The 20,942-nt window shown below is 36.2% G+C and carries 30 protein-coding genes; 21 read left to right on the forward strand and 9 right to left on the reverse strand.

Translation table 11 applies throughout. The features are described 5' to 3' along the window. Positions 1 to 694: 694 nt before the first annotated feature. Entirely contained in the window at positions 695 to 958 is a 264-nt protein-coding gene (locus AAV97_RS21475) for a GNAT family N-acetyltransferase (RefSeq protein WP_228136561.1), read from the reverse strand. A 198-nt stretch (positions 959 to 1,156) separates the two neighbouring features. Here AAV97_RS21475 and AAV97_RS17125 point away from each other — a divergent pair, with 198 nt between their 5' ends. Then, the gene (locus AAV97_RS17125) at positions 1,157 to 1,363 is read left to right on the forward strand and encodes a hypothetical protein (RefSeq protein WP_009586519.1); all 207 of its coding nucleotides are present in this window, start codon (positions 1,157 to 1,159) and stop codon (positions 1,361 to 1,363) included. 99 nt (positions 1,364 to 1,462) lie between these two features. Further along, positions 1,463 to 1,873 carry a GFA family protein gene (locus AAV97_RS17130; protein ID WP_228136562.1) on the forward strand — a complete coding sequence of 137 codons (411 nt, stop codon included), beginning with the start codon at positions 1,463 to 1,465 and terminating at the stop codon, positions 1,871 to 1,873. 546 nt (positions 1,874 to 2,419) lie between these two features. Here the strand turns inward: AAV97_RS17130 and AAV97_RS17135 are convergent. The 8 genes from AAV97_RS17135 to AAV97_RS17170 form a co-directional block, all read right to left on the reverse strand. Continuing rightward, positions 2,420 to 2,698 (reverse strand): helix-turn-helix domain-containing protein, encoded by a 279-nt coding sequence (locus AAV97_RS17135; RefSeq protein WP_046761202.1) that lies wholly within the window; start codon positions 2,696 to 2,698, stop codon positions 2,420 to 2,422. Between the two features lie 105 nt (positions 2,699 to 2,803). Beyond that, a complete protein-coding gene (locus tag AAV97_RS17140) occupies positions 2,804 to 3,067 on the reverse strand; it encodes a hypothetical protein (RefSeq protein WP_046761203.1) in 264 nt (87 codons plus the stop codon). Then, positions 3,067 to 3,300, reverse strand: a complete 234-nt coding sequence (locus AAV97_RS17145; RefSeq protein ID WP_046761204.1) for a hypothetical protein — start codon at positions 3,298 to 3,300, stop codon at positions 3,067 to 3,069. Before AAV97_RS17145 ends, AAV97_RS17140 begins: the two co-directional genes overlap by 1 nt. Beyond that, positions 3,300 to 4,622 (reverse strand): hypothetical protein, encoded by a 1,323-nt coding sequence (locus AAV97_RS17150; protein ID WP_046761205.1) that lies wholly within the window; start codon positions 4,620 to 4,622, stop codon positions 3,300 to 3,302. Before AAV97_RS17150 ends, AAV97_RS17145 begins: the two co-directional genes overlap by 1 nt. A 12-nt stretch (positions 4,623 to 4,634) precedes the next feature. Next, complete coding sequence (locus AAV97_RS17155) at positions 4,635 to 5,417, reverse strand: hypothetical protein (RefSeq protein ID WP_046761206.1); 783 nt, start codon at positions 5,415 to 5,417, stop codon at positions 4,635 to 4,637. Positions 5,418 to 5,419: 2 nt separating this feature from the next. Then, positions 5,420 to 5,722 carry a hypothetical protein gene (locus tag AAV97_RS17160; protein ID WP_046761207.1) on the reverse strand — a complete coding sequence of 101 codons (303 nt, stop codon included), beginning with the start codon at positions 5,720 to 5,722 and terminating at the stop codon, positions 5,420 to 5,422. Next, positions 5,722 to 6,189, reverse strand: a complete 468-nt coding sequence (locus tag AAV97_RS17165) for a hypothetical protein (protein WP_046761208.1) — start codon at positions 6,187 to 6,189, stop codon at positions 5,722 to 5,724. Before AAV97_RS17165 ends, AAV97_RS17160 begins: the two co-directional genes overlap by 1 nt. A gap of 206 nt (positions 6,190 to 6,395) precedes the next feature. Beyond that, positions 6,396 to 7,148, reverse strand: a complete 753-nt coding sequence (locus AAV97_RS17170) for a S24 family peptidase (protein WP_046761209.1) — start codon at positions 7,146 to 7,148, stop codon at positions 6,396 to 6,398. Between the two features lie 134 nt (positions 7,149 to 7,282). Between AAV97_RS17170 and AAV97_RS17175 the strand changes: the two genes are divergently transcribed. The 19 genes from AAV97_RS17175 (at position 7,283) to AAV97_RS17260 (ending at position 20,902) form a co-directional block, all read left to right on the forward strand. After that, positions 7,283 to 7,543, forward strand: a complete 261-nt coding sequence (locus tag AAV97_RS17175) for a transcriptional regulator (RefSeq protein ID WP_046761210.1) — start codon at positions 7,283 to 7,285, stop codon at positions 7,541 to 7,543. Between the two features lie 9 nt (positions 7,544 to 7,552). Beyond that, positions 7,553 to 7,894 carry a hypothetical protein gene (locus AAV97_RS17180; RefSeq protein ID WP_046761211.1) on the forward strand — a complete coding sequence of 114 codons (342 nt, stop codon included), beginning with the start codon at positions 7,553 to 7,555 and terminating at the stop codon, positions 7,892 to 7,894. A 270-nt stretch (positions 7,895 to 8,164) separates the two neighbouring features. After that, positions 8,165 to 8,395, forward strand: coding sequence for a hypothetical protein (locus tag AAV97_RS17185; RefSeq protein WP_046761303.1), 231 nt, complete (start codon positions 8,165 to 8,167; stop codon positions 8,393 to 8,395). Then, on the forward strand, positions 8,392 to 8,700 hold the full coding sequence (locus AAV97_RS17190) for a hypothetical protein (RefSeq protein ID WP_046761212.1): 309 nt from the start codon (positions 8,392 to 8,394) through the stop codon (positions 8,698 to 8,700). Before AAV97_RS17185 ends, AAV97_RS17190 begins: the two co-directional genes overlap by 4 nt. Continuing rightward, a complete protein-coding gene (locus AAV97_RS17195; RefSeq protein ID WP_046761213.1) occupies positions 8,697 to 9,830 on the forward strand; it encodes a hypothetical protein in 1,134 nt (377 codons plus the stop codon). Before AAV97_RS17190 ends, AAV97_RS17195 begins: the two co-directional genes overlap by 4 nt. Next, positions 9,827 to 11,260 (forward strand): DNA cytosine methyltransferase, encoded by a 1,434-nt coding sequence (locus AAV97_RS17200; protein WP_046761214.1) that lies wholly within the window; start codon positions 9,827 to 9,829, stop codon positions 11,258 to 11,260. Before AAV97_RS17195 ends, AAV97_RS17200 begins: the two co-directional genes overlap by 4 nt. Positions 11,261 to 11,293: 33 nt before the next feature. Next, a complete protein-coding gene (locus AAV97_RS21250; RefSeq protein WP_171249391.1) occupies positions 11,294 to 11,461 on the forward strand; it encodes a hypothetical protein in 168 nt (55 codons plus the stop codon). Between the two features lie 2 nt (positions 11,462 to 11,463). Next, on the forward strand, positions 11,464 to 11,862 hold the full coding sequence (locus tag AAV97_RS17205; RefSeq protein ID WP_046761304.1) for a hypothetical protein: 399 nt from the start codon (positions 11,464 to 11,466) through the stop codon (positions 11,860 to 11,862). 4 nt (positions 11,863 to 11,866) lie between these two features. Continuing rightward, positions 11,867 to 12,556, forward strand: coding sequence for a hypothetical protein (locus AAV97_RS17210; RefSeq protein WP_046761215.1), 690 nt, complete (start codon positions 11,867 to 11,869; stop codon positions 12,554 to 12,556). Between the two features lie 228 nt (positions 12,557 to 12,784). After that, entirely contained in the window at positions 12,785 to 13,411 is a 627-nt protein-coding gene (locus AAV97_RS17215) for a hypothetical protein (RefSeq protein ID WP_046761216.1), read from the forward strand. A gap of 82 nt (positions 13,412 to 13,493) precedes the next feature. Further along, positions 13,494 to 14,018, forward strand: coding sequence for a hypothetical protein (locus tag AAV97_RS17220; protein ID WP_046761217.1), 525 nt, complete (start codon positions 13,494 to 13,496; stop codon positions 14,016 to 14,018). 524 nt (positions 14,019 to 14,542) lie between these two features. After that, complete coding sequence (locus tag AAV97_RS17225; protein WP_046761218.1) at positions 14,543 to 14,902, forward strand: hypothetical protein; 360 nt, start codon at positions 14,543 to 14,545, stop codon at positions 14,900 to 14,902. 44 nt (positions 14,903 to 14,946) lie between these two features. After that, positions 14,947 to 15,384 carry a hypothetical protein gene (locus AAV97_RS17230; protein WP_046761219.1) on the forward strand — a complete coding sequence of 146 codons (438 nt, stop codon included), beginning with the start codon at positions 14,947 to 14,949 and terminating at the stop codon, positions 15,382 to 15,384. Continuing rightward, complete coding sequence (locus AAV97_RS17235) at positions 15,344 to 15,985, forward strand: putative metallopeptidase (protein WP_046761220.1); 642 nt, start codon at positions 15,344 to 15,346, stop codon at positions 15,983 to 15,985. Before AAV97_RS17230 ends, AAV97_RS17235 begins: the two co-directional genes overlap by 41 nt. A gap of 57 nt (positions 15,986 to 16,042) precedes the next feature. After that, positions 16,043 to 16,546: a DUF2280 domain-containing protein gene (locus AAV97_RS17240; protein ID WP_046761221.1), complete on the forward strand. Its 504-nt coding sequence runs from the start codon at positions 16,043 to 16,045 to the stop codon at positions 16,544 to 16,546. Continuing rightward, a complete protein-coding gene (locus AAV97_RS17245) occupies positions 16,543 to 18,201 on the forward strand; it encodes a terminase (protein ID WP_046761222.1) in 1,659 nt (552 codons plus the stop codon). The genes AAV97_RS17240 and AAV97_RS17245 overlap by 4 nt, the downstream gene beginning before the upstream one ends. A 12-nt stretch (positions 18,202 to 18,213) precedes the next feature. Next, a complete protein-coding gene (locus AAV97_RS17250) occupies positions 18,214 to 19,623 on the forward strand; it encodes a DUF1073 domain-containing protein (protein ID WP_046761223.1) in 1,410 nt (469 codons plus the stop codon). Continuing rightward, positions 19,595 to 20,284 carry a phage minor head protein gene (locus tag AAV97_RS17255; RefSeq protein WP_046761224.1) on the forward strand — a complete coding sequence of 230 codons (690 nt, stop codon included), beginning with the start codon at positions 19,595 to 19,597 and terminating at the stop codon, positions 20,282 to 20,284. The genes AAV97_RS17250 and AAV97_RS17255 overlap by 29 nt, the downstream gene beginning before the upstream one ends. A gap of 54 nt (positions 20,285 to 20,338) precedes the next feature. After that, positions 20,339 to 20,902, forward strand: coding sequence for a hypothetical protein (locus AAV97_RS17260; RefSeq protein WP_046761225.1), 564 nt, complete (start codon positions 20,339 to 20,341; stop codon positions 20,900 to 20,902). Positions 20,903 to 20,942: the final 40 nt, after the last annotated feature.

Raw genomic sequence — 20,942 nt, forward strand, 5'->3', positions numbered from 1 at the left:
ATTGAAAAGATGATGTGTTTTGGGTTACTGATAAGCTATTGGAATTACAAGCGATTGAAATAACAAAACTTTATTTTTACACGTAAACCAAGTATTAATCATCATTTTTTTAAATTACATTTTGGTTACTTAATGATCGTAAAAATTTACCAATGGGTAAAAAATAAACTTGAATTTTAAAGTTTTCTTTGCCATATTCAAATCATAGTGCTGAAGGTTGTGCTTCAACTATATACGCAGTTTTTATCGCCCACTTTACTCCATCAAGTGGGTATTTTTTTATTTGTCATTGATATTGTTTGAAATTAATTTTCTTATTACAAACAATAAAAAGTGGTAAATAATCACAATTTGATTCTAACAATTAGCCCAAGAACTAAATGACCAATTTTTACTTTATGATTTGATATATAAATGTAGTCTTCATTGATTAAATCATATCGAGCTATCGCTCCACCTTTCAATCTGAAAGCAGTAGTGACGGATTGCCCTAAAAGTTGGAAATGCGACTGCTTAAAAGTAACTTATTGGGGGATTGGGATAAAAAATACTAATTCTGGATCATCCTCATCAAGATTTTCAATTTGACCACTTTCTATAAATCCAGAAGTGCGTAACAAGCGTTGCATTCGCAAATTAGAACGATTGGTGGTGGTGAAAAGTTTTGGATGTAGGCATTTTGACTTCAAGCCATTCAGTAAGGCAAGTCCGATGCCATTACGTCGATAGGTAATACTCCAACCATTAACATTTCAATAAATCCACATCCAAAGAAATGGTAATTTAAAACACCATAACCCATGATTTCGCCATCCTTTTCAGCAAGAAAACATGTACTTTGAGCACACCAAGCGTGAATTTGTAATACTCGTTGTGCCTCATGTAAGGCAACACTATCAATCGCTATTAAATATTTGAGATCGGCTTCACTGGCGAGGCGAATTAACATTATATCCATCTACTCTTGTCATTCGGATAAATACTATAGCAATATTTCAGATGATTAGATTTGTCTAAGCAGTATCAATATTCAAGAAATGGTTGACTTTATTGATCGACTATTCTTTTATAATTTTAAAAGAATAGAATTTATGATTAAAAAATGACTTTTAATGACCTGTAGGTGATGAGCCAAAATTCCTGTAAGAGAGTATAAATGAGCACCTTAGAAACTATTTATTCAGATTTATACGAGATTGCCTTGAAACTGGATAGTATTCCTAAAAGAATACAAGAAGTCCCTGATTTAGATCATAGAGAAAATATTTTATTTATAGCAAAGGCTTTAAGTCATATTTTTGAATTGCAGAATAATATTTACATGGTAAGACCAGATTTGAAGAAAAACCATAAAGAAAATTAATATTGATTCTTTATCTAATATTAGTGAAATATTTTGCTTTTTCTCAGTGTTATTGCTTATTTTAGACATAATAAACATGACTTTAATAACTGAATGAATATGACTTTAAATGCGCAATGCCACTGTGGGGCAGTGAAATTCACCGTAGAGTTGTCAGATAATTTTGAGACAATACGACGTTGTAATTGTTCATTTTGTCGTATGAGGGGAGCTGTAGCCGTGTCTGCTCCACTTTCAGGAATAAATGTTTATGAGGGTCATAATAAATTAACAGAGTATAGATTTAACACAAAACAAGCAGCACATTATTTTTGTTCAGTTTGTGGAATTTATACTTTTCATCAACGTCGCTCCAATCCTAAGCAGTTTGGAGTGAATGTTTCCTGTATCGTTGGAGTCTCACCGTTTGATTTTGAAAAAGTTCCAGTTATGGATGGTATCCAGCACCCGAAAGATGGGGGTGGTGGTGTAACAGGCTATCTTTGCTATGAAGCGCTAAATCATAAATAGACACAATCAAGCTTTAGCAAAATATCAAGTTTTTCAAGTCAAAATATGAAGTTGATCTGTGTTGTGTTTGAATGAACGTATTTATGAAGTATCAGGTCTTAAATTGAGAACCTAATGTGATGTTGAGTTATAAGTGTAAGGATTATGCGAATCACACAATCGAAATGACCATATAAATCAAAACATGAAAATTTTAAGAGGATACAGTATAAAGAGATTCGTCAGAGAACTAGAATGAATTTTAAACATTAAATTTTTATAATAGAAAAAAGTACTCCGGTGATGCCGCTGCATGGTCGTTACCCTGAACCCGATGAGTTCTCAGGGAGATTCGCCAAAAGTGCAATTTTATACTTTATTATACAACATTAAAATATACAAAAATCATAATAAAATTAGTGAATTAATTCTATACTTTTATATGCAACATTACGCAATTTTAAGCTGAGTATATTTAGGCTACATATAGGCTACATTGTCACTTTAGGGCTACAAAACTAATATTTTTGGATTTAAAGGCTACATTATGGCTACACAATAGCGGTCTTAACAACCGCTATTCATTGATGTGTGATCAACTTTTCTTTTGTTATAGTAATCTACAATATCAGCTTTAATATATCGGATTTTTCTTTCACTAATCTTAGTGAATGGAATCCCGCCCCCTGAACAACGTTTAGCCTGTAGCCAAGATGGTGAAACTTCGAGGACTGCGGCAACTGTCTCAGGTGGAAAACAAACATCATCATTTGAACTCCAAAAGCGATTAACTTCCTGAGCCTTTTCTTCAGCAGTCATTCGATCAAATTTTGATAATCTACTCATTTAAAATAGTCCTCTATAATTCATTATTACTTGTGCATTTTTCTGCGCAAAATCCTAATTTTTTGATGATAATGCGCAGATTTTTGCTCGAATTATTTAATCTGTTTAGCAAACTTTATTTCTATGGCGCTTAATATCAGCAGCCATAGATTGTGTAGATTCGATAATTAACTTTTCCGCTTTTGATACATCATTAGGACTATTCATGTAACAAGCGATCCCATTACCAGCAATGCTATAACCAAATTCAACAGCCAACTCAGGATCTGTTTGGGCTAGGTGATCAAAGATAGGTCCAATCATTTTCTTGAATAACTGTGCTGCAATTTCATCAACAGAGCCTTCAATATCAAAACTTTTAATTTCCATCACGCCACCTCATTAAAAGGGTCATATTTTTTAAATTCTTCAAACAGTTTGATGGCAGGTTTATTCATGCGACCATTTGAAAAAATCATTACATTTCTTGGGAAATAGTTGTTTGAAATAGTGCAATAAAATGAAATCCCTTCAATTCCTGTTACACCTCTATATCCAATTTTTGTGAGCCAAATTACAAATGCTTCACTCATCAATGGATGCACCTTAATTTGTCTTTTCATTACGGCACTACCTTTGAATTAGGATTTTCAAGTTCATATCGACGTGCACGGACAAAACCCATCAATTTTGGCTGAATGTCTGGATGACGGCTTGCAACATCAATCTCTAATGCATCCAAAGTTGTTAGGTCGGGCGCTCTTTGGATTTGCACCATTAATGATGGTGGCTCAGCTGTAGTCGCTGCATCAGGACTTAATTCTGCTAATCGTTTATGAATTGCATTGATCAATGGTTTACGCTGATCTTCAGACCATTGAGTTGTGTATTTATACAAGGCATTCGCTTCAGCAGGTGAGTTAGATTTTTGAGCACGTTCCAGTAGTTCTGTAAGTAACTGGTTGTATTGATTATCATGAATATTTTCAAGAAATTTTGTCTGAAATTCAGCAAGTTTGCAGACTTTTGTTAGATTAATTTCTGAAATTTGTTCTTCGCTAAAACCTTGATCATTCAAATCATAAAGGGTGGTGTTAATTTCTTCCTCAGAAATACAAGCATTAATACCATCGATATAAATTTGATGATCAGCATTGATTACTTTTGGCGAATATTGTTCAGGATCTAACTCGAGTAACTTATCTTCAGTTAATTTACATAAATGTTGAGTGTGCTCACGCTGTAAATTTCCGTTAGCAAAAAACACCGGGCGTAATGAAAGTACAGCTTCTGTAGTCGTACAGCTTGCAATCTGCGCAGCAAATTTTTCAATTATTAAAGTTGGATCTGATTCAATTTCAGCAACTTCATCTACTGTAAAAGCAGGGCGTATTTTAGGCGCTGTTTCAGTAATGTTTTCCTGATCATTTTTATGAGCATTTACCTCAGACGTTGAATTTTCAGTCTGAGGATCATTGGATTTTTTACGTGTAGTTTTTTTGGATTTTGCTGCAGGTTTCATGAACTCATGAAAATCTACAACTTTTAAGACCAAATCATTATTTATACTAAGTAAGCTTTGCATTGCTTTCGCTTGATTCTGAGCATTATCAAAATCACGTTGAACAGATCCATTTTTTACTGCTAATACCAGTTCTTCATAATCAGGAATAAATTGACCTTTGACAATGGTCCCAGTATTACCAAGTAAAAAAATGTCTTGACCTGCTGAAAGTTCTTCCAATGAATAAGGTTTTAAGAATGTGTAGCCATTTATTGATATCTCATCTATCTTGATACAGAACTCATAATCAGGCATTGCGAACACGGTTGCAGGAAATTGATCTAAGTCATCAAAGTCCATCAATTCGCCAACAGCGCGACACATAATATTTTTACCAGCCATTAAAGCCGCAAATGCTTCATTTCCATTCAAAATATTCATTTTTTATTTTCCTCAGTGCTGCATTTGATTTTGTTGTTGAACTTGGTTAATCGGTGGTGCTGTATTCCAACCCATTTGATCAGCTCGTGCACGACAGGCATTCGAAATACCAATCTCATATTGAGTACCTTTGAATGTGTTAATTGCTTTGTCTAACGTCTGAGGCTTCTTCGCATCTTTTATAGCTAAAAGTGCATCGTTAAAACGCTGAGCCAATGGTTTTTGTTGCTGACCATTAGTTTGGTTGTTTTGATTGCTATTAGGTTGTTGAGTCTGCCTAGAGTTTTGTTGATTATTTTGATTTTGAGAGGGCTGTTGTTTTTGTTCATTGTAATGAGCTGCAGCCATTTCCTGATATTTCCAGTCATCCCAAATGCCTGAGAAAATATCGCCAGCAAAACCAATAAAACTAAGTGCCTTAACCATTGCATCTGTGACTGATTTTTTAGGGGCATCCTCGTCGTAAATCATTTTACCTGTACTGGTTTTATACATAGCCATTGTTCCGCCCATGTGTTCTACTGAACACTTTTTACCGTCTTGCATATACCAAACACGGACTGTCGCATAATGCATCATTGTTTCGGTATTACATTGCTGAAAACCTTGTTGAACTATTTCAATTCCCCAACCTTGACCACAAGGACCAAAAGTTTCTGTAGCACGTTGTACTAACCAATAAGGTTGAGGTGATGAACCTTTATAAGATTTACCTGTAATCGGCTTAACTTTCTTTGGATCTGTTATGCATAAAGAATTCCAAAGATCCATATTTGTATTATTCGAATTTGTCATGATTATGCTCCAACCCAGCCCATACGTTTTTTAAACGCACGACGTTCATAAGAGGGGATATTTGAATTTTGAAGTCCAATAGCCAATGCTTTACGCTTTTGAAATTTACGTTCACGTTCAAAGCTAATGCGAATCCAAGGCTTTTCTATGTGCTCAGCAAATTCGATAAGAAACAAATAGCCAGATTTACTTACTCGATAAATTTCGCCATCTTTTTGGATGTATTCGTATGAATAGATACGCATGCGGAATTCGCCATTTTCATTGCTGATAAATTCAGTTTTCTTTTGAGTAGTAGAGGTCATTAGTTTGCCTCCACAAGTTTATTTCGTTCGATGTAACCAACAATCATCTGATTGATATTTCTGTGATCGTTGTAGTCGGTGAAGTCATTCCAATCGTTACCGTTCACATCTGTAATTTTTTCAACCGCCAAATTGGTAATATCAACGGCTGTGAATTCAGAACCAGGTACGCCGTAACTATCTGGATGAGATTCAAAATCAAAGCTGACTAAAACTAGGAAGCTATCAAGTTTGATAACTGCTTTCCCTGAGGTTTCAGAGGTAAGCTTTAAAGCATCAACGGTGTAAGTAGAGGGTGTAACATTTGGGATGGCTACTGGTGGCTTGTATTCAGTCGTTTTCTGGTCGTACGCAAGACTAACAGCACCAACAGTGACTAAACCACTTATTGCAGCGACTTTGAAAAATCCCATAGGCTGTACACGATGTGTAACAATGGGATTGATTGAATTTGGTTTTGTGTTCATAATTGCCTCGTAATTGTATAAAGCCCTGTTCGGTGTGGTAATTGATCGGGGCTTTTTGCTGTCTACGAGGTGAATTTATCAAAAGATATTATTGATAACAATAGCAAAAGATAAAATAATTTATCTTATTTGATAAATTATTGAAAATTAAGACAATAAAAAAGCTTGATTATTTATCAAGCTTATTTGTAAAGAAATTTATCAAATTAAACCTCACCACATCTCCATTTTACACAACCTTTAATTTGAATAGCGTTGAGTTCTTCAGGTTGTAATGTTTCATCCGGAAAAGTAGTTTTATCATTATTATCACTTACTATTCTTAGTCCACCATTAATGGTTTTAAACAAACGTTTAATTCTTAACTCCTTATTTGCAATAAAAGCATAAATTTTACCACTTATGACTTGATCAAAAGTATTAACTCGTAAATCAATAAGTACCGAATCACAGTGGTTTATCGTAGGTTCCATGCTCTGACCATCTCCATCTAAGATGCCCGTTTCTAAATGATTTAGAGATAAACCTATCTTTCTAAGAAAGCTTTGCTTAAAACTTAAACCACCTTTAATTAATTCCTCTTCGTTTGTATAACCTAGGCCACAAGCAGCCTTCACATCATACATAGGAAGAATTACATATTCATTCATTTCATCTTCATCTACTGCTAAGGATCTTATTACCCCATTAGCAACGATGCTTTTTCCAAATGGACTTGAGTCGTCTAAAGTGTCTAAGTAATTAGGGCTAAGATTTAATTTACTCTCAATTTGTCTAGCTTTGGCTTCACTTACACCACGAGCACCTTTTTGAGTAGGATCCATAATCATTTGTGATAAATAAGTTTTATCGATATCAACAGCTGCAGCAAAATCTTCTTTACGATCAAAAATTTTATCTGCTGATAATTTTTCAATAAGGTTTCGTAGATTTCTTCGCCGTATTTCTTTCAGATTCATTTCAATTACTTTTATGTGCTAACTAATTATCAAATGATAACAATCAAAAGTTAAATATACTAATTATCCTATTGCAAATAAATTTATCAAAAGATAATATAAAAAGATAAAATTATTTATCGACAGGATTGGCAATGATGGTTACAAAAAAATCACTTTCTAGTTACATCAATTCTTTACCAACAAAGCAGGCAAAAGAGAGTTTTGCAACCAGATGCATAACAAGTCTGGGCTATTTAAGGCTTGTTGCAAGTGGGGTCAGACAATGCAGTGCAACACTTGCTATAGCTATTGATAGAGAAAGCCAAGGACAAGTGCGTTGTGATGATCTTTGTCCTGATGCTGATTTTGATTATTTAAGAGCAAAACCAACACAAGAACATATAAACCAATAGGAGAACTTTATGACAACGGTTGTAATCGAGCAGCCAAAATTAGATGTTTTGGCGTCAACACGACTTCCTTCAAATTGGAACGAGGTTATTGAAAATAATAGTGTAAATCGAAGTGATTGGATTCGGGAAGCAATTAAACAAAGACTCATAGCTGAAAACCTTATCGCTTTAGGTGAGTCTAATTTTTCGCATAAAAGTGATCGTAAACAAACGTATACATTGAATACATCGTACACAACGATGAACTCCAATGTATTCAAAAATGTTTTTAGGATTTTTAAAAAGCAATTGGCACAAAAAAAGCCTGAGGTTGCATCTCAGACTTTTCCTGCTCATTCATCACAAGGATAAACAATGAAGAACCCAAATATATCAAAACATCCATGCGCTGGCAAATGCACGGAATTTAAAGACGAGCAGTGTAAGACTTGTCTGGTGCAGGTAAACATAACGCAGACCTGTATCGATTGTGGATCAAACAATTTATACAAAGGCGGTGAAATCAAAGAACCAAAAATGTGCATTGATTGTTTTGCTTCAATGACAGGGTTTACAAGTACGGGTAAAGGATTTGTTGAGAAAGCTGAAAATGAGTATTTACCTACTCATAAAAGTTTCGATGTGGATTTTTTACCAGGTGATGTGGTGGTTCTTTCCAAGCTTTGCCGAACCTTTTACTCAAATGATTTGTTTGAAGTGAAGGGTAAAGCAACAGAACGACTATGGTCTATTAAATCAAAGAATCACCACATCATTGTTGCATCAAAAGAGATTCGCCCAGCCACAACTATAGAAATCCAAGCCAATCGTCGTTTAACAGATGCTGAACAAGCATTAGCGGAGGTTTCATGACTACAAATCAACACTTCCAAAAAGCTCCAGAGCATAAACAGATCCAATGGACGCAATCATGGTTTGAACCTGCATTGAATTCGCTAGAAGGAATTTTAAATGTACGCCGTGCAAACTTACGCAAGATTAATCGTGATGAATCAAATGCTGCAGTGACTCGGGATGAATTTATAGAAATTCTAACGATGGAGCACCGCATTACTATTTATCAAGCCGGTGAAATTATCTCGAGTTTATTGCGTGCTGGCAAAATTTTAATGTTTGGTCGTTTCATTCAGGTGAATGAAGAGGTGGGTGAAGCATGAGTAAATTTATACCCAATTCATTCATGGTCGCTAATGCGTTTGTGGATGAGGCTATGGGTAAGCTTAGCGATGCATCAGTAAAGATCTACTTACTGATTAATCGCAAAACACGTGGTTGGGCAAAGGAATATGATGCGCTCTCTTTGCGTCAGCTTGAGAGTTTATCTAAGAAAAGTAAGCCTACGGTCGTTAGATGCTTGAACGAGCTTGAGGAAGTTGGATTAATTAAGAAACATCATCAATCTAAATACGGAAATGTTTACTCATTACTTGATAGTTATGATCTTGGTGAATGGGTTAAATTTCCTGCAAAAAAAGTGATGGTTAAAGCATTTATCCGCTTTAAAAAAGAGCTGGTTAAAAATTTTTACCACTTCGGATATGGAGAAAAAATTGCTCAAAAACCAGTCGATTTCTACTTAAATATTGGTGGTAAAAAATCTTTACTGGTTAAAAATTTTTACCACCTTAAAACTGTGGATAACTTACCGAAGTGGTCAAATATTTTTACCACTACAAATGGCAAGTGGTTAAATATTTTAACCAAAGGTGGTAAAGAATTTTTACCGCAAGTGGTAAAGAATTTTAACCCACAAAGTAACACTATCAAAAGACACTATCAAAATAAAAAAAATTGGCTTTCTTTTGAAAATTTAAAATCTCAAATTATTTCTTCCAATACTTCGGTTGCTGTTGACGAGATTTTGAACGCTTCTTGGTTTAAGCGTGAGTTAGAGCAATTTGAAATATACAACGCTGAAAAGAATCATTCAGATGAAATGATGGTTTATTTTTTTGCTGATTGGTTGATCAGAGCATATTTGAAATATGAAAAACATAATTCTGCAAATTCTCAAGGGAGATTTTCAAAATCACCTGCAGTTGATTCATCTGACAACGCTAATCCTGATTTCCTAGTTTTTGCATCCCCAAGTCAGATGTACATGTTCGCTAACAAACTTGCTCACCATCCTGAAGTTATGAGCAAGTACAGCTCTGCAGGTGAGTCATACGAAAATCTTGCTGGTCGCATTGCTGCAAAACTATCAGATCCTACAGAACGTCAAAATTGGAAATCATATCTTGCAGACGTTGGTTTTAAACCTAAGGGCAAAGGTGTTTCGATATGAAATACGGATCTGTTTGCTCAGGCATTGAAGCGGCTACAGTTGCATGGCATGAGCTCGGTTGGAAGCCTGTCTGGTTTGCAGAAATAGAAAAATTTCCAAGCCAAGTCTTGGCACATCACTTTCCCGATACTCCCAATCTTGGTGATATGACCACCATTGCTGAAAAAGTTAAAAGTTATGAAGTAGAAGCACCCGATATATTGGTTGGAGGAACCCCATGCCAAGCATTTTCTGTAGCCGGGTTAAGAAACTCATTAGATGACGATCGAGGACAATTAAGTCTTGAATTTGTGAGATTAGCGAATGAAATTGATACAGCCAGATTTGTTCGAGGACTTGAGCCAGTCATTGCCGTTTGGGAAAACGTACCCGGAGTGCTCAACACAAAAGACAACGCTTTCGGTTGCTTACTGGCAGGGCTTGCAGGTGAAGGGTGTGAATTACAACCACCAGGGGGAAGATGGAAAAACGCTGGTTGTGTGTTTGGACCATCTCGACAAGTCGTTTGGCGAGTCCTTGATGCTCAATATTTCGGACTCGCCCAACGACGCAAAAGAGTGTTTGTTATCGCAAGTGCTCGAACAGAATGTATCACCGAAATACTATTTGAGCGCCAAGGCGTGTTTGGGGATATTGAGAAGAGCCAAAGCAAGGGGGAAGGTTCTGCGTCAAATAGTGGAATATACACTAACAGAACAAGCGAAACGGTTAGCGGACAAACAATAGTTCCTCCATTGCTTGCATCACATGGTCAGAAAAAATGGTTAGGCAATCAAGAGGCTTTTTGTGGTGATTACTATATAAAGCATGTGATAGGTGTTGGAGGAACTAACGCAAACTCAGCTATTACTGTAGAAAAAGCACCAACTTTATTAGGTAGAAGTGATCGAGGATATGTTATTCATTCCTACGGTATTCAAGGAAATATTATAGGTAGATCATTAAATTCGGGTGGACAAGGCATAGGTTTTAAAGAAGAACAAGCACCAACGCTTACCACGGCTGATAGACATGGTGTTTTGTACTGTGGTTCTCAGAATGATTATTTACGTGATCTAACTAAAAATATTGCACCTACTCTTAGAAGTGGAGGAAAAGGCGGAGGACCGATAAGACAGGCTGTAGTTGAACAGCCAGCATACTCAATGATTGCTGATACCACCCCAAAAATTTCAAAACAAATAAACGGAACGCTGCGCGCAAGCGGAGGTGGAGGGATTGTGCCCTCAAGTGTCGTATATAAATACATTGCACGTTACTTAACTGAGATTGAATGCGAACGTCTACAAGGTTTCTCTGACAGCTATACAGAAATACATAAAGCATCAGCAACACAACGCTATAAAGCCCTTGGAAATTCAATGGCGGTTACGGTAATGCGTTGGATCGGTGAAAGGATTCAGCAATTTATTCGTGGAGAATTTGCATGAATAAGCGTATTTCTGATTTTAAGCGAGGTGAGCATGAATCTTGAATCTACACCAGTGTGTATGGACTGCTTCATTGCTGAGAATGTCCGATATGAACCTGAGCATTCCGAGTTTCTATGCCCAAGTTGCGCGCATTTTAGGGATGATCAGGAAAATGAGTCAGAACTTTACGATCAATATGAAGATTGGGGGGAGGATTGATTTTGTCTAGCATCTCGATTGCTGATTATTTGAAGAATTATGCGACAAGGAAAAGGAAACCTAAGCGCCGTAATTTGATTAAAAAAGAACGTGTTGTAAGTGAAGGCGAAGCTATACTAATTCAGCATTTCAAGGCTTATGGAATTGGATATGAACAAGAGTGTCAGTTTAATGAAAATCGTAAATGGAGAGCTGATTTTCACATTACTGGTACCAAAATTTTAATTGAAGTTGAGGGAGGTATTTGGAGCAATGGCAGACATACAAGAGGTAAAGGCTACATAGCAGATATGGAAAAGTATAACTCAGCTACGGAGTTGGGTTATTCAGTGTATAGATATAGCACTGAGCAGGTTAAGAGCGGTAAAGCGATTGAAGAAATTAGACGGTTAATAGGGTGAGTTTATGACAGCAACAGCAAAATTTGAAAAACATCGAAATGAGACTATAGTTCACGATTTACGCCGTTTATTATTTACTCCAAGTCGCTCAAAAGTCGATTTTACATTGCTCGACTTAGCACAAAAAACAATGGACGGTTTTAAGGATGGTGTAGGTGGACCATCAACATTTGGAAGTAAGACAAATAGTGCTGCTCTAATGATGCAAGATATGAGTCCAGAAGTTTACTCAATGTTGTGGGCATTAGTTCGTTCAGTCAATCCTACAGATCGTCACTTTGCTTTACTTCACAATCTACTAACTTCTGAAATTCGCTTAAAGTTTAAAAAGGATGGTTTTAAAACCAAACAGATAACTACTAAAGAAGCTGCAAAAGGTGTTGCCCGTTCAGCGCTTATTCAATTTTTATTTAAACGAGGTATGTGCACCAAATGTAATGGAAAAGGGTTTGTATTTTCAAAAACTGATAAAAAGCATGTTGAGTGCAGTAAATGCGAAGGGAAAAAAGAAGATGCTTACAATCAATCAGAGCGGCATCGAATTTCTTGTATGAGCATTGATCGAAAAGCTTATTTAAGAACTTATGATAAATACGAAAAAGTTGCATTAGATATTTTAGGGGATTGGAGAGTTGATCTTGATGCTCACTTAAGAGGATATTTTCACTATGTGGCTGAAGAATATAATTTATGATTGCATAGTCCCAAAATAAAGGGTATATTTTTCTATACTGGTCGTATTACGGTTTATCCGAGACCAAAAAATTTTTTGCATACCCACTGACTCTATCAGTGGGTATTTTTTACACAAATGATTAATGCCATACAATTGTATTAGTCATTTAAGAAAAGTTTTTTAATTGGTGGAAATGCGACAATCAGCATTATTTTTTTTGCACTTAATTTAAGAAATTTATGGTTTATGAATATTATAGAATTTTTTAAGACATTTCCTTTTGCAGAAAGATTAACTTTATTAACTACAATTTTACTTCTAATAGGTTTTAGTTATAAGATTGGATATTTTATGTTTAGTGAAGTTGATATTTTATTTATAATTCAATATTTTAGCTTTTCAGATCTAATTTACACTTCTTTACAGCTCCTAAGTGTTTTTATTGTCTTGAGTGTAACATTTAATAAGATATTAGTAATTTATGAAGCAGAGAGAAATATATATGTATTTGGCATAATTCTGATTATTGGTTCAGGAATCGCCTATTTTTTTAAAGACTATCTTACTTTATATTTTGCATTAATAATTGGTTTGTTTTTTAGCTTACTTTATTTTCATAACACTATTAGAGAAACATTGATTTTTCTCTTTATATATATTTTAATTTTGCCTTTTTTGGTTGGTATACATAACTATTCCTTTAAGGTAAAGAACAATAAATTACCCAAAGCCTCAATCAAGATAGATGACGGTTCAAAAGAAGAATGGTTAATTTTAGATAAAATTGGTGATAAGACATTACTTATGAATAAATTAAATACAAAGGAATTTAAAGTGGTTAACTTAGATACCTTGGATAAGATAAATTTTTAAAAAAAATTTAGCTCACTTTTATTGGGTTTTTTGCTTTAGAGTAATGTATAACAACATTAAGAATTATTTTTGATTAAAAACTATGACTTGCGTTGAATTTGTCTCATTGCTGGCGAACATAGCCACTGTGCTGGGTCTTATATTTGCTATTTATGTTTTCTTTCAATGGAAGAGACAGTCAGATTATAGTTTTAACAGGGATGTAATATTTGAGTCAGAGTTAGCAACTTTAGATACTTATGCAGCTTTAATTACAACTCTACAAATATATAGTGAATGTAAAAAGATTTACTTGGTAAATGGTAATGATCAAGATCCTCAGTATTTGAGGCAAGATTACATTGAATCTAAGAAGCAATTGGATCTAAAGATTCTACGCTATCAAGAAAACTTGGTTAAATTGCATATATCTAACATCAATTTGAATTTAAATATTATTTTAAGTAAAGAAGATATTACTACTAAGCTTGCGAGCTTTATTGCTGAAATTCATGCAATAAGAAGTCCAGAAGAAATTCCGCAAAAATTGAATGATATTATTTTAGAGATTGGCTTGCTTAGTAACAACTCAACTAAATTTCTAAATGATGCTAGAAGAAATATCTAATTGATTAATTTAATAAAAACACTCCGAATGGGTTTTTAATGTTTAAATTTTATAAAGGTGCTTGTGACGTGCACAAGTGATCTACTGAGGATCGACTCATGAAAGATCGTTAGCTTTAGAAGCAACTTGGATTTGTGACGCTGTACAAATTGTTCAGCTATAAGCGCAAACAGTGGGATGCAGAAACCAGCCGTATAAATCGGTTTGAATCCAATGTGATTTCGTCACACATTGAGTTAGCCTCAGAGCCTAAAAGTGTGGTGACACCCGACCAATGGAATTGAAAGACACAGAGCAAATCAATAGCTAACTTTGAGATGTTTGTCGTGTTGAGTAGCGGTAGATCAGTTGCCGAGTTGATCAATATCGTAATCTAAGGCAAGGATGTGGCAGATCACCACATCCTTTTTCATAATTTGTCTGATTAAATAGTGGTATTTCTATTGATATAGGGTTGAAATTCGATAAAAAAGCCTCATATAAACAAAATAAAAATTTGCTTGTGAGTGCGGGTTATGAGTGTTATGAGTATTGATTTAGATGTTTTAAGGAAAGATTTGGGATTACATAAAGAGACTCTCCAAAAACATACTGGGGACAATGTATTGGCAATTTATAGTAATATGTTTGGTGTAGATGCTTATGTTCAAAAAGTTCGCGATTACAAAAATGGGATCGATCAACTTGAAACGATTCTTCATTTATTTGATTCAAATGTCTTTAAGGAAGCTTTTGAGCATTTAAACATCAAGGCTGATGCTGATGAACTTAAACGCAAAAACCTGTCTAATCCAAAGCTTATTGAAATGATTATAGAAATTTCAAATAAGCTAAAATACCATAAAATTATTTTAGACAGAATTAATCTTACTATATCTGATTAAATGAACTAAACCTCCTTCGGGAGGTTTTTTATTGGGCGCTATTTATGGAAGTTAATGATTACACTAACCTAACTAATAAGAAGCCACTTAAAACAAAACCAAGAGCAAAACCACTACCCAAAGCAACACAAAAATTTTTAGAAGCTGAAGAGACTTTATTTCAAGAATTAGAAGAAAAACTAATTGGCTATCGCCGTAAATTTCAGTTTGAATCAACTCGAAATTGGCGATTTGATTTCTATATTGTCAAACTGAATTTACTCATTGAGATTGTTGGTAGCCCTTGGGCAATGGGTCGTGGTGGCAAGAAGATAGCAAATTCATTTAACAAATATGATTTGGCTGAAGATATGGGCTATAAGATTGAGCGGTTTCATCCTGATTCGATTCTTTCAGGTCATGTGATTAATTGGATTAAAGAACAATTAGAGAGTTTAGAAAATGGAACAGATCAGACCATTTCCACCAACCGATTTGATTGATCAAGCAGAGGAAGAGGAAGCGATTCGCTTGGCACCTGCAGCGGATCTAAAAGAATGGGTGGTAACCAACTTTCTAACGCTTGGTGGTGAACTTCATAATCCTGATCATGACCACATAGCTGAATTACTTCATGATGACGAAACATTCTTAGCTTTCGCTTGGGCGTCATCTGCCGCCGTTGCAAAAAAGAGAATGGTGTTAGGTCAATGTGAAAAGGTGATGTTTAACCAGAGCGGTTGGCGCAAAGCTCGGCAAGAGCAACAAATGCGTGACTGGTTTGGGTTTCTTCCTGTTTATCTAATTACTGTAGATGCAAGCTTTTGTGAACGTGCGAACGATCATGAATTTTGTGCTTTGATTGAGCATGAGCTCTATCACATTGGTGTAGAGCGTGATGAGGATGGGGAAATACTCTACAGCGATCATACAGGCTTACCTAAACATTACTTAGCAGGTCATGATGTTGAGGAATTTATAGGAGTGGTCAAACGTTGGGGAGCAAGTGGGGACGTTAAGCGTCTAGTCGAGGTCGCGAAGCAGGCGCCGTTTGTATCTGAAAAAAATATAACTGCGTGCTGTGGGACGTGTTTAATCAAGTAGGTTTGTTTCAAATTTTTTTGCCCACTTACCTTGATGTACCTTGATGGATGGTGAGCTATGGCAAGATTAAAAAAAACCGAGAAAACCTTTATTGTACGGTGTCTTGCGCAATTTATGACACCTACCGAAGTAGTAAAGGACATCAAGGAAAAATTCAACATAGATGTGACGCCTCAACAGGTTGAGACATATGATCCAACTAAAGTGGCTGGCGCCGATCTTTCCCAAGAATTTATTGATTTATTTAACAAGTCACGCAAAGAATACTTAAAACAGCCAATGCATAACATCATTGGTGCAAATGATTTGATTCAGTTGCAAATATTGAGTGATTTGCTCATAAGTAAAAAAGGCAACGTGGTGCTTGCGATCAAAATTATTGATCAGATCCAGAAGATTGTGAAAGGTCACTATGAAAGAAAACTTGAGATAACTGGAAAAGATGGTGGACCAATAAAAACCGAGAATGAGCACAAAGCACCACCATTGCTCGCGCCAGAAGAAATTTCAAAACTAACACCGCAAGAACTTTCACGTTTAGCGATTCATGGAAAGTTATGACATATGCACTAGAAGAACTCACGCCATTAATCAAAGAATGGACAATCAATACCCGGCTTCCCGAAGTCATTGCAGAAATGACGCGCCGTTACTACTACAAAGCGGTCATAGAGCAAAATGAACTCAGCATTCAAGCTGAAATGTACAAATGTAAAAACGATCCTACACACTGGTTTAATCATTGGATATGGACATATGATCCGCGTGGCATGCCATTCGGTTTGCCCGCTAATTTACCGTTTGTTTTACGCCCTAAGCAAGTCGAACTGATCGACTGGCTACTAGAACGGGAAAATACTCAGACACATGGCTTGATTGAAAAGTCACGCGATGAGGGTATGAGTTACGTTGTGCTCGGATTTTATTTGCATCGCTGGTTATTTGTTGACGGCTTTGCTGGTGGGGTGGGAAGCCGTAAAGAAGAATTGGTGGACAAGAAAGGCGATCCAAAAACGTTGCTTCACAAGTTCCGCGATATGTTCAGCAAGATGCCTGTATGGATGAAGCCCAAGGGCTTTGTTGAGAAAGTGCATGATAACTACATGCGTATCATCAATCCCGATAATGGTGCAACCATCACGGGTGAAGCGGGTGACAATATTGGCCGTGGTGGACGTACCACGATGTACTTTCTTGATGAATGGGCGTTTGTAGAGCGTCAAGAAGCGGTAGATGCTGCAATATCACAAAATACAAACGTTCATATCAAAGGCTCAACTCCTAATGGTATTGGTGATCGATTTCACCAGGATAGATTTAGCGGTCGTTACGCCGTGTTTACTATGCCTTGGCGTGCTAATCCTGATAAGAACTGGACTGTAGAGTATAACGGAAAGGTCATCCATCCATGGTATGAAAAGCAACTAGCCACATTGGATGATGTTGTATTGGCTCAAGAGGTCGATATTAACTATGCCGCATCGGTAGAAGGTGTATTAATTCCTAGTACATGGATCCAATCTGCCATTGATGCACACATCAAGCTCAAGATTGATGCCACTGGTGATCGTATCGGTGGTCTTGATGTTGCGGATGAAGGCAAGGATAAAAACTCAATGGCAGGTCGCCACGGCATTGTAATGGACTATCTAGACACTTGGAGTGGTAAGGGGGATGACATCTTTGGCACAACGCAAAGAGCGATGGATACAAGCATAGAGAGATCGATTGATACACTGTTCTATGATGCGGATGGTTTAGGCGCTGGGTGTCGTGGTGATTCGCGTGTCATTAATGAATTGCAACGCGAGAAAGGATTGCCCGAGGTTATTGTGGAGTCTTTCCGTGGCTCGGGGTCTGTATGGGAGCCTGAGGAGCAGATGGTTGATGGTCGATTTAATAAAGACTTTTTTGCCAATCTTAAAGCACAATCATGGTGGTGGCTACGCATGCGCTTTCAAGAGACATTTAGGGCGCTTCAAGGTCGTGACTATGATCCAGATATGATTATTTCATTATCGAGTAAAGATATAGATCCTAAAGAATTGGCTTTACTCATAACTGAGCTATCTCAACCAACCTACACAAAAAACGGTGTTGGTAAAATTCTAGTTAATAAGCAACCTGATGGCACAGCATCACCGAACCGCGCAGATAGCGTCATGATTTGTTTTAATCCGCAAGTTTCAAGCCTTGATGTTTGGAGCAAGCTTTAATTCGAGAAAAATATGGGATTACTTAAATTTACTGCGGATAGTTTTCAAAACTTCGCGGCTCGGGTTGGCTTGGGTGCTGGAAGTCAACACGATCAATCAACCTACAGCGCAAATTACTTAAGTCGTAATCGATTGCTAGTTGAATCAATGTATCGATCGTCTTGGGTAGTTGGTCAAGTAGTTGATGTTGTAGCCGATGATATGACGCGCGAAGGCATCAACATGCGTGGTCTAGAGTCTCCAGAAGATGCAGAGGAAATTAATCAGGAATTAGACCGCTTACAAGTTTGGGATAAACTTAATAAAACGATTAAGTGGTCACGGCTTTATGGTGGCGCAATTGCTGTCATGATGATTGATGGTCAAAATGTCTCGACACCATTAAATATTAACACTGTAGCAAAAGATCAATTCAAGGGATTAATAGTATTAGATCGTTGGATGGTTGTACCGACTCTAGAAGATCTTGTCACTGAATATGGGCCATATTATGGAATGCCTAAGTATTACGATGTGATTACCGATTCCGTCGGTTTGTGTAATCAAAAGATTCACTTTTCACGTGTGATACGTATGGATGGTGTGGAACTCCCTTATTGGCAAGCAATTGCGGAAAACCTATGGGGGCAGTCAGTCATTGAGCGTCTTGAAGATCGATTAACTATTTTTGATAGTGCAACATTAGGCGCAGGTCAGTTGGTCTATAAAGCTCATTTGCGTACATATAAGGTTAAAGGGTTGCGTACGATTATTGCCGCAGGTGGTAGAGCTTATGATGCTTTAGTTAAACAAATTAATATGATTCGGCAGTGGCAATCTAATGAAGGTATGACTTTGATGGATGCTGAGGATACATTCGAAACGCATCAATATAGTTTTACTGGTCTGGATAATTTGTTGATGCAGTTTGGGCAACAGATTGCTGGTGCAACAGGTATTCCTTTGGTTCGATTATTTGGTCAATCTCCCGCAGGCTTTAGCGCAACAGGTGAAAGCGATTTGTCTAACTACTATGACAATATTAATCAACAGCAAGAAGGTCGTATGCGTACACCGTTGCAAATGCTTCTAGCTGTTGTTTCACTATCCAAATTAGGTAAGGCATTACCTGATTCATTTAAGTTTGATTTTGCATCTCTTTGGCAGATCGATGAAAAGGTTAAAGCCGATGTGGCCAACACGGTAGCTCAGGCAGTTACTACTGTTGAAGAAAGCGGATTAATCAGCCGTAAAACCGCTTTAAAAGAATTGCGCCAATCTTCAGAAGTGACTGGAATATTTTCTCATATCACTGATCAGGAAATTGCAGACGCAGACGATGACCCACCACCGCCTAAGAGTGAATATGATGAAGAATCAAATCAACCGACTGACGCCCCACCGGGCAAGAAAGATGGAGATTCGGTACAGTCAGCAGCTTAGAAAAATTGCAGGTTATATTGATACGATCGTTAAAGGCTTTAACGTAAATGATCCAAGATCACATGCTCTTATTGTTTCTGCATTAAATGAGTACGCAAATACTTTAGATTTTTGGGCAAAAAATGCTGCAGGTAGAATTATCACAGATGTAGCTTTACGTGATGAGAAAACGTGGCTGATTTATGCACAAGATTTATCGCGTGGTGTCAAAGATCAAATTCGCAATACTGATATTGGTGCGGTTTATCAACAATTACTTAATGAGCAAATACGTTTAATTAAATCCTTGCCTCTTGATGCAGCACAAAGAATTAGTGATTTGTCTACACGTGCCTTGATTGATGGTAGCCGAGCCAGTGAAATATCTAGCCTGATTATGGTCACTGGCCATGTGACCAAGTCACGGGCAAATACTATTGCACGAACGGAAGTAAGCAGAGCCCAAAGTATATTTACACAAGCTCGGGCAGAAAATCTTGGGTCTGAAGGATATATCTGGCGTACCAGTGATGATCTCGATGTGAGATATAGTCATGAGCAAATGAATGGAATGTTTGTGTATTGGGATGAACCACCTACTTTAGATCGAATGACAGGACATGCAGGATGTTTACCTAATTGCCGATGCTATTGTGAACCTGTAATATCAAAATATATATAAGTTTTTTCAATTTAAGATTATATTATCAGCACTTTATAAAACTAGAGATTCATAATGATTTCACAATATACTTTAAACTTAATATCATTCCTTAGTGGTATTTTTACTATTATTGCCGCAATAGCAACATTAATTGCATTGTTTTTTGCTTGGAGAATGTGGAAAACATGGAAGCTCCAGCAAACTTACGCATTCCATCGTGAAAAGTTAATTGAAAATGAAATTAATATTATCGCTTTATTTAATTATCAAAATAATACAATTAAACAAATTTTTGATATGAAATTAAGTAAGTTAAAATCTGAATTAAAAAAAAGTGATGAGATATTTTATTCTGAAGTTCTTGATAATATAAACAAAAAACAAGAAGTGTATGAGGATAAATATGCTATTTGTAGATTTACACTTGATAGGTATAACATACTTTATCCAAAACATTTAGTTTTTGATATTGCTAATTTTAATAAAGAAACTATGAATTTAGTTAAAAAAATTGAAAATATTGATAATGTTCAAGAATTAAAGCAAATTTTTGAAAATTATATTTTTGAAAGTGCTTCAAAAAAAGATAAGTTACTAAATGAATTAGCTATTTTTAGAAAAGATTCATTGAAATAGATTCTGTGAAAATAAAACCACCTTCGGGTGGTTTTTTAAT

This window comes from Acinetobacter sp. Ag2, assembly GCF_001005515.1.
In the GTDB taxonomy this organism is placed as follows: Bacteria; Pseudomonadota; Gammaproteobacteria; order Pseudomonadales; family Moraxellaceae; genus Acinetobacter; species Acinetobacter bereziniae.

Coding starts and splice junctions, on each gene's coding strand:
- AAV97_RS21475 (WP_228136561.1), bottom strand. CDS start 958: ATGGATATAATGTTAATTCGCCTCGCCAGTGAAGCCGATCTCAAATAT.
- AAV97_RS17125 (WP_009586519.1), top strand. CDS start 1,157: ATGAGCACCTTAGAAACTATTTATTCAGATTTATACGAGATTGCCTTG.
- AAV97_RS17130 (WP_228136562.1), top strand. CDS start 1,463: ATGACTTTAAATGCGCAATGCCACTGTGGGGCAGTGAAATTCACCGTA.
- AAV97_RS17135 (WP_046761202.1), bottom strand. CDS start 2,698: ATGAGTAGATTATCAAAATTTGATCGAATGACTGCTGAAGAAAAGGCT.
- AAV97_RS17140 (WP_046761203.1), bottom strand. CDS start 3,067: ATGGAAATTAAAAGTTTTGATATTGAAGGCTCTGTTGATGAAATTGCA.
- AAV97_RS17145 (WP_046761204.1), bottom strand. CDS start 3,300: ATGAAAAGACAAATTAAGGTGCATCCATTGATGAGTGAAGCATTTGTA.
- AAV97_RS17150 (WP_046761205.1), bottom strand. CDS start 4,622: ATGAATATTTTGAATGGAAATGAAGCATTTGCGGCTTTAATGGCTGGT.
- AAV97_RS17155 (WP_046761206.1), bottom strand. CDS start 5,417: ATGACAAATTCGAATAATACAAATATGGATCTTTGGAATTCTTTATGC.
- AAV97_RS17160 (WP_046761207.1), bottom strand. CDS start 5,722: ATGACCTCTACTACTCAAAAGAAAACTGAATTTATCAGCAATGAAAAT.
- AAV97_RS17165 (WP_046761208.1), bottom strand. CDS start 6,189: ATGAACACAAAACCAAATTCAATCAATCCCATTGTTACACATCGTGTA.
- AAV97_RS17170 (WP_046761209.1), bottom strand. CDS start 7,148: ATGAATCTGAAAGAAATACGGCGAAGAAATCTACGAAACCTTATTGAA.
- AAV97_RS17175 (WP_046761210.1), top strand. CDS start 7,283: ATGATGGTTACAAAAAAATCACTTTCTAGTTACATCAATTCTTTACCA.
- AAV97_RS17180 (WP_046761211.1), top strand. CDS start 7,553: ATGACAACGGTTGTAATCGAGCAGCCAAAATTAGATGTTTTGGCGTCA.
- AAV97_RS17190 (WP_046761212.1), top strand. CDS start 8,392: ATGACTACAAATCAACACTTCCAAAAAGCTCCAGAGCATAAACAGATC.
- AAV97_RS17195 (WP_046761213.1), top strand. CDS start 8,697: ATGAGTAAATTTATACCCAATTCATTCATGGTCGCTAATGCGTTTGTG.
- AAV97_RS17200 (WP_046761214.1), top strand. CDS start 9,827: ATGAAATACGGATCTGTTTGCTCAGGCATTGAAGCGGCTACAGTTGCA.
- AAV97_RS21250 (WP_171249391.1), top strand. CDS start 11,294: ATGAATCTTGAATCTACACCAGTGTGTATGGACTGCTTCATTGCTGAG.
- AAV97_RS17210 (WP_046761215.1), top strand. CDS start 11,867: ATGACAGCAACAGCAAAATTTGAAAAACATCGAAATGAGACTATAGTT.
- AAV97_RS17215 (WP_046761216.1), top strand. CDS start 12,785: ATGAATATTATAGAATTTTTTAAGACATTTCCTTTTGCAGAAAGATTA.
- AAV97_RS17220 (WP_046761217.1), top strand. CDS start 13,494: ATGACTTGCGTTGAATTTGTCTCATTGCTGGCGAACATAGCCACTGTG.
- AAV97_RS17225 (WP_046761218.1), top strand. CDS start 14,543: ATGAGTATTGATTTAGATGTTTTAAGGAAAGATTTGGGATTACATAAA.
- AAV97_RS17230 (WP_046761219.1), top strand. CDS start 14,947: ATGGAAGTTAATGATTACACTAACCTAACTAATAAGAAGCCACTTAAA.
- AAV97_RS17235 (WP_046761220.1), top strand. CDS start 15,344: ATGGAACAGATCAGACCATTTCCACCAACCGATTTGATTGATCAAGCA.
- AAV97_RS17240 (WP_046761221.1), top strand. CDS start 16,043: ATGGCAAGATTAAAAAAAACCGAGAAAACCTTTATTGTACGGTGTCTT.
- AAV97_RS17245 (WP_046761222.1), top strand. CDS start 16,543: ATGACATATGCACTAGAAGAACTCACGCCATTAATCAAAGAATGGACA.
- AAV97_RS17250 (WP_046761223.1), top strand. CDS start 18,214: ATGGGATTACTTAAATTTACTGCGGATAGTTTTCAAAACTTCGCGGCT.
- AAV97_RS17255 (WP_046761224.1), top strand. CDS start 19,595: ATGGAGATTCGGTACAGTCAGCAGCTTAGAAAAATTGCAGGTTATATT.
- AAV97_RS17260 (WP_046761225.1), top strand. CDS start 20,339: ATGATTTCACAATATACTTTAAACTTAATATCATTCCTTAGTGGTATT.